Genomic DNA, 11,799 nt, shown 5'->3' on the forward strand with positions numbered 1-11,799 from the left:
AAAGCCTGAAGTTGCGCGCCTGCGTAGGCGTCATAAACCTCGGCCAATCCTACATCATCCGGCGTGATACCGGCCATGCGGGTGGCTCTTAGCATGGCGCTGGTTTTTGCGCTGAAATTTCCGGGCTTTGCCCTTGCTCCGATGTGCATGTGATCCGTTGCAGCCCCAATACCTGCGATGCGGGGGGCGTGTTTTCGCGCGGCGGGTGCTGCGTTGACGTGTGACAGGATAAGGGCGGCTGCGCCGTCGCTTAGGGGGGAGCAATGGAGCTTTCGGTAAGGGCTGGCGACAAGTGGGCTTTGGCTTATTTGGTCGGCGGTATCTGCGCGTTTCAGGTGTGCATTCGGATTTTGGAGCGCGTTTGCGCGGTTTTGAATGGTAACGGTGGCGAGATCTTCTTCGGTGGTGCCAAATTCTACTGCAAAGGCCTTATAGGACAGTGCGTAGAGCGCGGTGGATGTGACGCCGGTCAGTCCATCGCTCCATGTGTCAAATGAATGTCCGTAGAGGCCGCGCATGGCATCGCCTGATAGGCTTGAGGCGGAGGGATCCACGCCGATGACCAGAACGTGCCGCATCCGCCCCGATGCGATTGCGTCAACCGCGGCATGCACTGCGACTTGCCCGGAAGCGCCGCCGCCCTCGCAACGCATTGCCGCGCAGCCTGTCAATCCAAGGTCGGTCGCCAGAATTGAAGCGGGGTTCAGTTGCAGGGAAAAGAAATCGCTTTCCGATGCGACAATGATTGCGTCGAGGTCTTGTGGTTCAAGCGTCGACATCACCAGCGCCGCATTGAAGGCGTCCCGCGACCAGTCACGGAATCCGGTGCCATCTTTTCGGCGGTCGAAGGGAGTCAAAGCCGCGCCACTTACAACTGCCTGAGCGGAGGGCGTCATGGTCACCTGTCATTCCTTTACCGACACGCCTGCTGAGATATATTGACTTAACATATTTGTAGGTACAAGTTTGTTCTGCAGGTTGGCCCAAGGAATTTCTGGGCCAGGCTGTCTCCACAACAGGGAACCTGGTCTTGAACGTCCTAAGGCTTTTTCCGGTATGGCTAGTTTGCGCCGCTGCGGGCGGTCTTTATGGCTGGAGTGCGCTGGGATTGCCGCTTGCTAAGGCATTTGGCGTTTCGACGGCCGAGACGGGTCTGGTTTTCTCGTATGCTGTCGTTTGCTTCACTCTGGCAGTTATCTTTGCGCCCTATCTACTTCAGCGTGCCTCGGCGGTGCGGTGTCTTATCGGGTTCGGGTTGGGCGCTGTGGCGTTTTTGGTGATCGCGGTGCGCGCCGATACCTATTGGATGTTTGTCACTGGGTTCAGTTTCGGATTCGGCGGCATGAGTGGGGCGATCTATATCACGGCCCTAAGCATCGCAGCACGGTCTGAGCACTTTCGGATTGCGACTCCGGTCATGGTTGCAGGATTTGGGCTTGGCGGAGCAGTTTTTGGACCGTTATGGCGGGTTCTTGACGACGCCGGTTGGGGGCTGGACGGTCTTTGGGCGCTCATCCTTTCGCTTTTGGCATCAAGCGTACTGCTGGTTTTCGCAACAGAAAACAAAGCGAACGTTGACGCCTTTCCGGGTGTAGCTGAGGTGGTCCCCAGCCCAAAAGCTCCGCGGACGATCCTCTTTCTTTTATGGGCACTCTTCGCCTTTGGGTCTTTTTCTGGCTTGATGGTGCTTGGACTTGCCGCACGGATATTGGACGCAGCACAAGTTTCTCTTTTCCTTTCGACAGCGGCGCTTGGCGGCATAGCTTTGGGAAACACGCTTGGACGGCTGTCGGTTGCATGGGTCAATCGTTGTCGGTCACCGCTAATCGGGCTTGCCTCAGCGGTGAGTATCAGTGGGCTTGGATTACTATTGACGCTTTTGGGCGGCGGCGGAATTGAACTTGGGGTGGGGCTTTGTCTGGTGGCGCTTGGATACGGAGTGATGGCCTCGGCAGTGCCATCGGCCACGCAATCCATTTTTGGTCCAGATCGGTTCGCCGCCCTTTTCGCGTTTATCTTTACCGCCTGGGGTATTGCCGGCTTCATCGCACCTTGGATTGGGGGTGCTATCTTCGATGCAACAGGGGGTTTTAGAGATGCATTGGTACTTTCATTGCTTGCAACGTCTCTTAGCGCCGTGTCGATTTTGCTTTTGAAAAGGCAGGTTGATCGCATGGATGTTATGACGACGCGGTAAGAGGATAGGAGAAGTAAGCGGATAACCCGGGATGCCGACAAGGTATCGGTTTTCTATCGTTTGGACTGGACGTTGAAGGGGTAGCAGCGGATACCGGGGCAATGGATGCAACGCTGATCACACTCGCCTTTTGCGGGATCGCTGCCGGAGGTGTGCTAAAGGGCGCGACCGGGGCTGGCGCACCCTTGGTTGGGGTGCCGGTTTTGGCTGTGGTCTTCGACGTACCGATGGCGGTGGCTATCTTTTCGGTGCTGAATATCGTGTCGAACTCTTGGCAGGCGAAGACGTTCTATCACGAGATCACTGATCGTCGCTTTGCCTGGACGCATGCGGCGACGGCCGCGATTGGGGTCGTGCCTGGATCGGTGTTGCTGGCGACCTTGCCGACCGAGGTTCTGATGGCTTCGATGGCGGCTGTGGTTTTTCTTTATATCGGATTGCGGATTTCAACTCCAAACTGGCAGATGACGCGCGAACAGGGACGTCGATTTGGGCCGATACTCGGATTTGTGGGGGGTGTCATGCAGGGGGCGGGCGGACTATCGGCGCCGGTTTCCGTGTCGTTCCTCAATGCTCTACGTCTGCCGCGGGTGGACTTCATTGGGACGATATCGGTGTTTTTCCTGTTGATGTCTGTGCTTCAAGTGCCGACCTTGGTGGCCCTTGGAATACTGAATTGGGAGAGGGCTGGGTTGGCGGCTTTGGCCGTTGTTCCGTTGTTCTTGGGAATATCGATTGGTGCCTGGAGCGCGCGGTATCTTTCGAAAGAGGCGTTTGACCGAGCGATCCTGCTGTTGCTTGCGGTTATTGCGCTCAAATTGCTTTGGGATGCGATTGGCTGAACGACTGAAAGTATCAAGGCGCGTTCCTTTGACTTGTGTGGGGTGGTCTTTTGGGCCGGGTCACACAAGTTTGCGCGGTCCAGTATCGTACCCGCACAAAGACTAAATGATCGCACGTTCTAGGTAGGGTGCATTGTTTACAATCCGCTCGAAGTGAAACGGGCTGAGGTCAAGGTTCTGGTAGGCGCCGTAGGTGAGCCATTCGGCCGTTCCACGTCCCATCGCGGGCGATTGCTGCAAGCCGTGGCCGGAAAATCCGTTCAGGAATACGAAATTCCCGATCTCGGGGTGCGGACCGATGATTGCGTTATGATCAAAGACGTTCATCGAATAATGCCCAGTCCATTCGGAGATGACTTTGACGGCCTCGAACTGTGGGATGCGCGTGGCTATGGTGGGCCAGATGTGATCCTGCCAGATCGCGTGATCCATGTCGAAGTCGTCGACGTCGACCGCCGGGTCGATGGCAGTGTGGCCACCGCATTGGTAGGTGCCGCCTCCGTTTTCACGCACATGGACGCCGGAGGGGTCGATGGTAAGGGGTAGGTCCTGATCTATAGGGTGTTGGGCCTTGAAGACCCACGAGTACCGTTTGCGGGGTTCAATCGGTAGGTCGACGCCTATCATGGCGGCCGTGCGCGCGGCGCGGGGGCCCGAAGCATTTACGAGCTGGCCGCAGGAGATTGTCTCGCCGGATGCGAGTGTTACGCCGTCGACGCGGGTTCCGTTCGGGTTCTTGGTGATCGCGACGACTTCGTTGCCGATATAGTCAACGCCGCGCTCGATGGCCTGGCGTCTCCACCAGGAGAAAACGGTCGCACCGTCCCAGTAGCCTTCGTTCACACGATTGATTGAACCGAGGATGATGTCATCGACGTTGTAGAACGGATAACGCAATTTGATCGCCTCTGCGGTGAGGAGTTCGGTGGCGGCTCCGCAGGCGAGTTGCACTTTTTGGCTTGTGCGAAGGGTGTCGGCAAAACCATCTGTGTCTGCAAGATAGAGGTAGCCGAACGACTGAATTTTGAGGTTAGGTACACGCTCATCACCACCCATACGGTCACGGACGTTGTTGATGAAGTCAGCGCCAAATTGCGAGATGCGCACGTTCAGTTCTGTGGAAAACTGCTGCCGGATACAAGAATTAGTGTGAGCCGTCGAGGCTTTTTCGATTGTAGGATCGCGTTCCACCACAAGGATCGAGCCGTTGAAATCGGGGCTTTCGGTTAGCCACCATGCGGTGGATGATCCCATGATCGCACCGCCGATGATGACGACATCGTAACTGTTTTGTCGTGGAATTTTTGGGTAGCCGTTCTTGGTCTTGGCGTCTGCAGACGGCATGGTATCTGGCTCCGAAGCGGTTTCGTCTACCGTAACCATAGCATTTAGAAGCGTTCAATCTTTGTGAACTGCTGTGAGCCAAATTTTGGTGCACACCAAAGAAAAAGGCCCGACAAAGCGGACCAGTTCAGTTAGAAATTTGGGCTTCTTAGCGGCCCCAGATCCGAACTGGACCACAGTCCATATGTACAAAGTTTGAGCGTGAGTATTTACCAACGCCGCCCGCCGAACAAGAAATTGCGGCGCGCGAGATTTGTGCAACCGAGCGACCGTTAAGGCGCAGGTCGGCGGCTTGTCCCTGCATGTGCAGAGAGTTGCGTGCGACCGCGCTTGAGCGCGAACGCAACATCGCGTTGGTTTTCGGAGAGCGGTAACCGGAGAGCATAAGGAACGGCGAGTCGGCCTCGAGCATATTGTGAGAGGCTGCAATGATGTCGACTGCACGTCTGTCGATCTTCTTGATGCCATCAGTGCGCCAGTCGCGCATGAAATGGTTCACCTCGGCCAATGCTTCAGGGATATAATCGCCTTCGATCCAGTAGATCGTGTCGATACTTTCGCCGGTGCGGCCCGAATGAAGTCGAATGCGGCGTATATCACCGGCTCCACGCAAAAAAGAAAACGCGTTGGCGAAGGTGGGTGCTGCTGTTACGGCTGTTGCGGCGAACGCGCCTAGAAGGCCGCGTCTGGATATTCCCATCGAGTGTGTCTTTGTCATCGTTGCCTACTGCGTCCCGTCTTTGGTCCCATCGGTCAAACCGACGGCAGGTGCCCATCCCCAGGCAACTTTTCTATGCCACGATCGCTTCGTTGAGGAAACAGTCATACATTGCAAAGTGAAACAATTCGTAAAAATCGGCGGAATTCTGCTTAAAAATCGATCTGTTCGGAGTGACCCATTTGCCTCTTTGATCGAGTCAAAAACCCCAAATTTACCAGATCTACAGCATTGTGAATGGACAACGACACAGCATTTACCGAGACAGGCAAGGGGATCGGGTAACAACACTGTAAAGATTGAATGCTGCCATGACGACTATTAGAAGACTTTCGATTTGCGTATTTTTAGGTTTCTTGATGGCGCCACTTATTGTGGCACATCCGGCAAGTGCGCAGAGCCTTGCTTTTAAGCAGGCCGTTGCCGAGGCTGCTGCGCAGGATCGCGACATCGCGGCGTTCTACAAAGAAATCGGCTACAAACCGATTTGGACAAGTGCTGCACGCGGCGACAAAAAACGTCGCGAAGCCTTTCTGGCCGCCCTTGGAAACGCTTCGGCGCACGGGCTGCCACTTGATCTGTACCGACCCGACGAAATCTCAACCGCCATGCGCGCGGCGCGAACCGATCGCCAGCGTGGCGCACTTGAGGTCGAGTTGAGCCGCGTGTTCCTTGACTATGCGCGTGATGTGCAAACTGGCATTCTGACTCCCGCTCGGGTGGACGAGGGTCTTGTCCGTGAAGTTCCAATGCGTCCGCGAAAGGCGACTTTGGCGGCGTTTCACAAGTCATCCGCGAAGGGTTTTTTAAAAGCGCTACCGCCGAAAAGCCCGGAATACGCGCGATTGATGAAAGAGAAGATGCGCTTTGAAAAGCTCATCGGCCGCGGTGGTTGGGGTGACAAGGTTGCGGCGAAATCGTTGAAGCCGGGTGCGTCTAACAATTCCGTTTTGCAAATGCGCAATCGTCTGATCGCGATGGGGTATTTGTCACGTACTCCCACGAATTCCTATGACAATGCGATGGTTGCGGCGGTGAAAGCCTTCCAATCTGACCACGGGTTGCTCAACGATGGTGTTGCCGGGGCGAACACAATGGAGGCGATCAACACCACAGCCTCCACGCGCCTGAGCCAGATAGTTGTTGCGATGGAGCGTGAGCGATGGATCAATATGCCGCTTGGCAAGCGGCATATCTGGGTAAACCTTACAGACTTTCACGCGCGCATCGTCGACAACGGCAAGATCACGTTCCAGACACGCTCGGTGGTTGGGGCAAATATCGCCGAGCGGCGCACGCCGGAATTCTCGGACGTGATGGATCATATGGTTATTAATCCGACCTGGAATGTGCCACGTTCGATTGCGACAAAGGAGTATCTTCCGCTTTTGAAGGAAGATCCGTTCGCTGTTTCAAACTTGAATATCATCGATGTTCGAGGGCAGATTGTGTCGCGCGCCGAGATGGATTTCGCGGAGTACGATGAGACGAATTTCCCCTACGATCTTAAAGAGCCACCAAGCCAGGGCAATGCGCTTGGGCTTGTGAAGTTTATGTTCCCTAATCGCTACAACATCTACTTGCATGACACGCCGGCAAAACGACTGTTTGGCCGCGAAAAGCGGGCTTTTAGTCATGGATGTGTGCGTCTGAACGATCCGTTCGATTTTGCCTATCAGCTTTTGGCAAAGCAGGAGCGCGATCCCCAAGGCTTTTTCAAAGCAACCCTTGCTACGCGCACGGAAAGCTTTGTGACACTGAAAGAGCCAGTACCTGTGCATCTGGTGTATCGAACAGCCTTTACCCAGGCCAAAGGCAACATTCAGTTTCGCGGCGATGTCTATGGACGGGACCTCAAGATCTGGCGTGCATTGAGCAATGCCGGGGTGGTGTTAAGTTCGGTTCGCGGCTAATTCTACGCCCTGAAAGGGGCGGCGCATGAGCTTTACTGTTTTTGAAGTCGCAACCGCGCTTGGGGCGGAGGCCTTTGGCGATGGTGATATAGTGATCACTGGCGCTTCGGAGCCTGCTTCGGCGCGTGCGAATGACCTCGCTTTAGCGATGGACCCAAAATACGCTGAAGGGCTTTCTGAGGGTGCCGCGCGGGCTGCAATCCTTTGGGATGGGGCAGATTGGCGTGCGCTTGGACTTGAGGCTGCAATCGTAGTGCCGCGGCCGCGGTATGCGATGTCCGGGCTGACGGCATTGCTTGATCGCGGGCCAGAAATTGCATTGGGCATCCACCCGTCGGCGGTTGTACACGCGACGGCTGTTATTGGCGCGAGCGCTGCGGTGGGTCCGTTGGTTGTTGTCGGGCCCCGCGTGAAAATCGGTGCTAGCGCGCGCATTGCCTCGCATGTGTCAATTGCAGAAGACACCGAAATAGGGTCGGATGCCGTGATCCATTCCGGCGCACGGATTGGCGCACGGGTCACGATCGGCGATCGGTTTATTTGCCAGCCGGGCGTAGTTATCGGCGCGGACGGGTTCAGTTTTGTCACTCCAGAAAAAAGCCGGGTCGAGGAAGCGCGGGCCTCGCTTGGCGCAAAAACCGAAGCCGTTAACCAAAGCTGGACGCGCATTCACTCGATTGGCACGGTGCATATCGGCGACGATGTCGAGATTGGTGCGAATTCCACAATTGATAGGGGCACGATCCGCGCGACAACCATCGGGGATCGCACAAAGCTCGATAATCTTGTGCATCTGGGGCATAATGTATCGGTTGGTAATGACACGCTGTTGTGTGGCCAGGTGGGTATCGCCGGGTCGACGAAGATCGGCAATCGCGTCGTGCTTGGTGGGCAGGTTGGTGTGTCAGACAACATCTTTGTAGGTGACGATGTGGTGGCTGGCGGGGCGACGAAAATAATGTCGAAAGTCCCGGCTGGCCGCGTCATTCTTGGTTATCCTGCGATGAAGATGGAACAGTATCTTGAGGCCGGACGGAACTGGCGGCGATTGCCGCGCCTGATAGATGACGTAAAGGCGCTAAAGAAAGCTGTTTTAAGCGATGACAAGGATGACTAAATAACCGACACGTCTCGAAGGGCAGGAAATCAATGATTGAGAGTGTCAAAGACCGGGTGGTTCGTATTGTCGCTGAACAAGCGTTGCTTGCGCCGTCGGATGTATCGTTGGATCAAACGCTCGAGGATTTGAGCATCGATAGCATGGCTTTGGTCGAAGCGATCTTCGCAATCGAGGAAGAGTTCGATATTACTGTACCGTTCAATGCAAACGAGCCTGACAAGTCCGAGTTTGATATTTCTTCTGTGGCCACGATTGTTGCGGCCGTTGAAGCGCTTATTGCCGAGCAGAAGGACTGAATGCGCCGCGTGGTAATCACCGGAGCGGGGACGATCAACCCGCTTGGCCATTCAGTTGCCGCCACCTTTGAAGCCATGCGCGAGGGTCGGTGCGGGATAGGGCCTTTGGATATTCGTGATGTTGACCGGCTTTCGATCAAGATCGGTGGGCAGGTAAAGGACTATGCCGCTGATGATCGGTTCAATCGGCAACAACAGGCGCTTTACGATCGGTTCACGCAGTTCACAATGATTGCCGCGAAAGAGGCGATTGAGCAGTCGGGGCTTGAGTTTGCGGATGATCTTTCGGCTGAAGCAGGTGTGGTTTTGGGCACCAGTGGCGGCGGCCTGACCACTCAGGACGAGAACTACCGGGCGGTCTATGAAGAGGGCAAAAATCGCGTTCATCCGTTCATTGTGCCAAAGTTGATGAACAATGCCGCAGCCAGCCATGTGTCGATGACCTGGAACCTGAAGGGGCCGTCGTTTACGGTTGCGACGGCTTGTGCCTCGTCGAACCATGCGATGGGTCAGGCGTTTTGGCTGGTGCGCAATGGTGCTGCGCGCGCGATGATCACGGGTGGTTCGGAATCTATGCTATGCTTTGGCGGTGTGAAGGCATGGGAGGGCTTGCGTGTGATGTCACGCGATGCCTGCCGGCCTTTTTCGGCCAACCGAAATGGAATGGTGCAAGGCGAGGGCGCGGGCGTTTTCGTGTTCGAGGAATACGAGCATGCCAAAGCGCGCGGCGCGAAAATTCTTTGCGAAATTGTCGGATTCTCGATGACCGCGGATGCTTCGGATATTGTTATGCCATCGCAACAGGGGGCGTCTCGCGCCATAGCCGGTGCACTGCGCGACGCGAGGATTGATGCGAGCGAAGTTGAATACATCAATGCACATGGCACCGGAACGGCGGCGAACGACAAGACCGAATGTGCGGCCGTTGCCAATGTGTTTGGACGCCATGCGGACAAGGTTATGATTTCATCGACGAAATCTATGCATGGGCATCTGATCGGCGGTACCGGCGCGGTCGAGTTATTGGCCGTAGTCATGGCGTTGAAAGACGGAATTGTCGCACCGACAATCGGATATCAGGAACCTGATCCGGAGTGTGCATTGGATGTCGTGCCGAACGAGGCGCGCGAAGCAAAGGTGAAATATGCGCTGTCGAATGCGTTTGCTTTTGGCGGGCTGAACGCTGTGCTGGCCTTGAAGAAAATCTAAAATACTTTTTGAAGTTTTGCCGAAATCTGCAAGACCTCGCGCGTCTTTATGTCGACACCGACGACAGGAGGCGCTTATGCCCATTCAAGCACTGCGGTGGGAGCGAATGAAGTGGGGACGACAGATTGGCGGCAGATTGTGCTTCTTTATGACCGGTTGTTGGCGTTTCAGCCGACAGTCTTGGTGCGGCTTAATCGGTGTGCCCTGGTGGAGGCCGAAGCTCTGCGCGCCGCTTTGGCCAAGTTTGACGCGCTTTCGGACGAATTGGACGGCTACCGGCCCTTTCACGCGGCACGCGCAGAGGTCTTGCGTCTGTGCGGGAATGTGGACGGGGCGTCTGCCGCTTTGTGCCGCGCAATTGAATTGTCACGCAGCCTGGACGAGCAGCGGTGGCTCGCGGCGCGGCGTGGTGCGCTGTTTTAACGCTTTTTGAGCGGTACGGCGTACAGTTCAAGTCGGTGACCTTTAAGGTCATAGCCGAGCTTCTCTGCGATCTTTTCCTGAAGGGCTTCGATTTCGACGTCTACGAATTCGATGACTTCGCCTGAATGCAGGTCGATCAGGTGGTCGTGGTGATCACGATCAGCGTCTTCATAGCGTGCGCGACCGTCTCGAAAATCGAGGCGCTCAAGTATGCCCGCTTCTTCAAACAGTTTGACGGTGCGGTAGACCGTTGCAAGCGAAATCCGCGGATCGACGGCACTGGCGCGGGCGTAAAGCTCCTCGACGTCAGGGTGGTCGTCGGCCTCCTCAAGGACTGCGGCGATGGTGCGACGCTGTTCGGTTAGGCGCAGGCCCTTGGCTTCGCAGCGGTCGATGATCGTGTCGGTCATGGTGTGTTGCAGTCCCTTGTCGGACTTTCTTTCTAGGCGAAGCGACGCGGAAGGAAAAGCCCGTCAGAGCGTGAGGCCTCCCTCCATGATGCGGATGTCTTGACCTTCGACGGATACTGCGGTCGAAACGGCGTTTTCGGCCGCGACCTCTGTGGTGACTTTGCTTGGTCTACTCATCTCGGCGCCTTGGGTGATGTGGAAGGTGGCAGATAGGCCGTCGATCTGGCCGCGATATGCGGTGAGGACGGCGGCCGTACTTCCTGTGGCGGGGTCTTCTGGGATGCCACCCAGGTGCTGAAGCACGCGGGCGCGGATGTCGAAGCCATCGCGGATATAGATCAGAGTTGCAAGGCGACCGGTCCCGGGACATTCGGTTTCCCAAAAAGTATCGGCGCGGGACCTGGCCTTGGCGACAATGGTTTGGACAGCAAGTTCCACAAGGACGAAATCGGTGTCGAGACCGCCGGTAATGGGCGCGTGGTGATCGGTGCGGATTGCTTCAACGGGCAGACCGATGCAGGTAGCGAGGGCACTCATTGATTGCGCACGCGCGGTAGCAAGCGGAACACGGGTGGTAAACCGTGTTCCGCTTCCAGTGACTGTGACGAGGATCGGGTCGATGCCAAGGCCGAGGATCATTTCGGGGCCTGCGCGCCTGAGATCGCACAGAGCGATGCGCTGCCGATGGTGGGATGGTCTGCGAATGCTAGCTCGGTAGCGGGAGTGAAAATGCGTACTTTTGCGGTGCCTTTGGGGTTTTTGGTTGGATAGGCAAACGTGGTTTCCGAGAAGTTAATTTTGCGGGCTATGAGAAGAAGCTGGCTCTCGTGCAGGGCGCTGGCGTCGGGGATGGCGGATAGCAGGTTACCACTGAAGGGCGCGTCGGTGAATACGTCATAGACATGATAGTCATTGATATTAAAGCGTTAGACCAGATCGGGTTCCCGGCCCAGACGGTTGGCGAGACGCGCGACCGTAAGACCTTGAATGACGATTGAGAAGATCACCACGATGTAGGTGAGGGCAAGGATCAGAGGTTTCCATTCGCCTTCCGGCAGCGACAATGCAAGTGCAACCGAGATGCCGCCCTTCAGCCCGCCCCAGGTCATGATCGGAATCACGCCGGGCGAAAATGTCCGAAACGGGCGCAGGATCAGGACTGGCACGGCAACGGCGATGAGGCGTGCGAAAAGCGCGAGCGCGATGGCTGCGACGCCAGCCAGCGCAATGTCCAGGGTAAAGGTGACGGCAAAAACCTCGATGCCAATAAGAAGAAACAAAACGGCGTTCAGGATTTCGTCGATGAGTTTCCAGAAGGCATCAACGT

13 protein-coding genes and 1 pseudogene are annotated in these 11,799 nt (G+C 56.1%); 7 read left to right on the top strand and 7 right to left on the bottom strand.

What is annotated here, in order from left to right; genetic code table 11:
* Positions 1-896, bottom strand: an 896-nt coding sequence (locus tag AC221Y_RS12950; protein WP_486707473.1) for a thiolase family protein, incomplete at its 3' end; no start/stop codon positions are given.
* Between the two features lie 134 nt (positions 897-1,030).
* On the opposite strand from AC221Y_RS12950, the gene AC221Y_RS12955 reads away from it, so the two are divergent.
* Both AC221Y_RS12955 and AC221Y_RS12960 read left to right on the top strand, forming a co-directional pair.
* Complete coding sequence (locus tag AC221Y_RS12955) at positions 1,031-2,197, top strand: MFS transporter (RefSeq protein ID WP_486707465.1); 1,167 nt, start codon at positions 1,031-1,033, stop codon at positions 2,195-2,197.
* Positions 2,198-2,298: 101 nt separating this feature from the next.
* Positions 2,299-3,039 (top strand): sulfite exporter TauE/SafE family protein, encoded by a 741-nt coding sequence (locus AC221Y_RS12960; protein WP_486707466.1) that lies wholly within the window; start codon positions 2,299-2,301, stop codon positions 3,037-3,039.
* Positions 3,040-3,141: 102 nt separating this feature from the next.
* Here the strand turns inward: AC221Y_RS12960 and AC221Y_RS12965 are convergent, their stop codons facing one another.
* Positions 3,142-4,383 (bottom strand): NAD(P)/FAD-dependent oxidoreductase, encoded by a 1,242-nt coding sequence (locus AC221Y_RS12965; RefSeq protein ID WP_486707467.1) that lies wholly within the window; start codon positions 4,381-4,383, stop codon positions 3,142-3,144.
* A 148-nt stretch (positions 4,384-4,531) separates the two neighbouring features.
* Positions 4,532-5,101: a peptidoglycan L,D-endopeptidase MepK gene (gene mepK / locus AC221Y_RS12970; RefSeq protein WP_299758419.1), complete on the bottom strand. Its 570-nt coding sequence runs from the start codon at positions 5,099-5,101 to the stop codon at positions 4,532-4,534.
* 359 nt (positions 5,102-5,460) lie between these two features.
* Here mepK and AC221Y_RS12975 point away from each other — a divergent pair, with 359 nt between their 5' ends.
* The 5 genes from AC221Y_RS12975 (at position 5,461) to AC221Y_RS12995 (ending at position 10,062) form a co-directional block, all read left to right on the top strand.
* The gene (locus tag AC221Y_RS12975; protein ID WP_486707468.1) at positions 5,461-7,014 is read left to right on the top strand and encodes a L,D-transpeptidase family protein; all 1,554 of its coding nucleotides are present in this window, start codon (positions 5,461-5,463) and stop codon (positions 7,012-7,014) included.
* Between the two features lie 25 nt (positions 7,015-7,039).
* The gene (lpxD, locus tag AC221Y_RS12980; protein ID WP_486707469.1) at positions 7,040-8,131 is read left to right on the top strand and encodes a UDP-3-O-(3-hydroxymyristoyl)glucosamine N-acyltransferase; all 1,092 of its coding nucleotides are present in this window, start codon (positions 7,040-7,042) and stop codon (positions 8,129-8,131) included.
* Between the two features lie 32 nt (positions 8,132-8,163).
* A complete protein-coding gene (locus tag AC221Y_RS12985; RefSeq protein WP_299758413.1) occupies positions 8,164-8,430 on the top strand; it encodes an acyl carrier protein in 267 nt (88 codons plus the stop codon).
* Positions 8,431-9,639, top strand: coding sequence for a beta-ketoacyl-[acyl-carrier-protein] synthase family protein (locus AC221Y_RS12990; protein ID WP_486707470.1), 1,209 nt, complete (start codon positions 8,431-8,433; stop codon positions 9,637-9,639).
* Positions 9,640-9,750: 111 nt separating this feature from the next.
* Positions 9,751-10,062 (top strand): hypothetical protein, encoded by a 312-nt coding sequence (locus tag AC221Y_RS12995; RefSeq protein WP_486707471.1) that lies wholly within the window; start codon positions 9,751-9,753, stop codon positions 10,060-10,062.
* On the opposite strand, the gene AC221Y_RS13000 is transcribed toward AC221Y_RS12995, so the two are convergent.
* The 4 genes and pseudogenes from AC221Y_RS13000 to AC221Y_RS13015 form a co-directional block, all read right to left on the bottom strand.
* Positions 10,059-10,472: a Fur family transcriptional regulator gene (locus tag AC221Y_RS13000; RefSeq protein ID WP_299758408.1), complete on the bottom strand. Its 414-nt coding sequence runs from the start codon at positions 10,470-10,472 to the stop codon at positions 10,059-10,061. The two genes, AC221Y_RS12995 and AC221Y_RS13000, sit on opposite strands and share 4 nt — an antisense overlap.
* Before the next feature lie 63 nt (positions 10,473-10,535).
* Complete coding sequence (locus tag AC221Y_RS13005) at positions 10,536-11,111, bottom strand: PhzF family phenazine biosynthesis protein (RefSeq protein WP_486707472.1); 576 nt, start codon at positions 11,109-11,111, stop codon at positions 10,536-10,538.
* Positions 11,108-11,389: a PhzF family phenazine biosynthesis isomerase gene (locus AC221Y_RS13010; protein ID WP_486707474.1), complete on the bottom strand. Its 282-nt coding sequence runs from the start codon at positions 11,387-11,389 to the stop codon at positions 11,108-11,110. The genes AC221Y_RS13005 and AC221Y_RS13010 overlap by 4 nt, the downstream gene beginning before the upstream one ends.
* A 9-nt stretch (positions 11,390-11,398) precedes the next feature.
* Positions 11,399-11,799 (bottom strand): annotated as a pseudogene (locus tag AC221Y_RS13015) (cation:proton antiporter); the annotation flags it as partial.

This window comes from Boseongicola sp., from assembly GCF_057460485.1.

What these genes read in the sequence shown, in the direction of transcription:
- AC221Y_RS12960 (WP_486707466.1), top strand. Translation starts at nt 2,299, where the DNA reads ATGGATGCAACGCTGATCACACTCGCCTTTTGCGGGATCGCTGCCGGA.
- AC221Y_RS13005 (WP_486707472.1), bottom strand. Translation starts at nt 11,111, where the DNA reads ATGATCCTCGGCCTTGGCATCGACCCGATCCTCGTCACAGTCACTGGA.
- lpxD (WP_486707469.1), top strand. Translation starts at nt 7,040, where the DNA reads ATGAGCTTTACTGTTTTTGAAGTCGCAACCGCGCTTGGGGCGGAGGCC.
- AC221Y_RS12965 (WP_486707467.1), bottom strand. Translation starts at nt 4,383, where the DNA reads ATGCCGTCTGCAGACGCCAAGACCAAGAACGGCTACCCAAAAATTCCA.
- AC221Y_RS12985 (WP_299758413.1), top strand. Translation starts at nt 8,164, where the DNA reads ATGATTGAGAGTGTCAAAGACCGGGTGGTTCGTATTGTCGCTGAACAA.
- AC221Y_RS12990 (WP_486707470.1), top strand. Translation starts at nt 8,431, where the DNA reads ATGCGCCGCGTGGTAATCACCGGAGCGGGGACGATCAACCCGCTTGGC.
- mepK (WP_299758419.1), bottom strand. Translation starts at nt 5,101, where the DNA reads ATGACAAAGACACACTCGATGGGAATATCCAGACGCGGCCTTCTAGGC.
- AC221Y_RS12975 (WP_486707468.1), top strand. Translation starts at nt 5,461, where the DNA reads ATGGCGCCACTTATTGTGGCACATCCGGCAAGTGCGCAGAGCCTTGCT.
- AC221Y_RS13000 (WP_299758408.1), bottom strand. Translation starts at nt 10,472, where the DNA reads ATGACCGACACGATCATCGACCGCTGCGAAGCCAAGGGCCTGCGCCTA.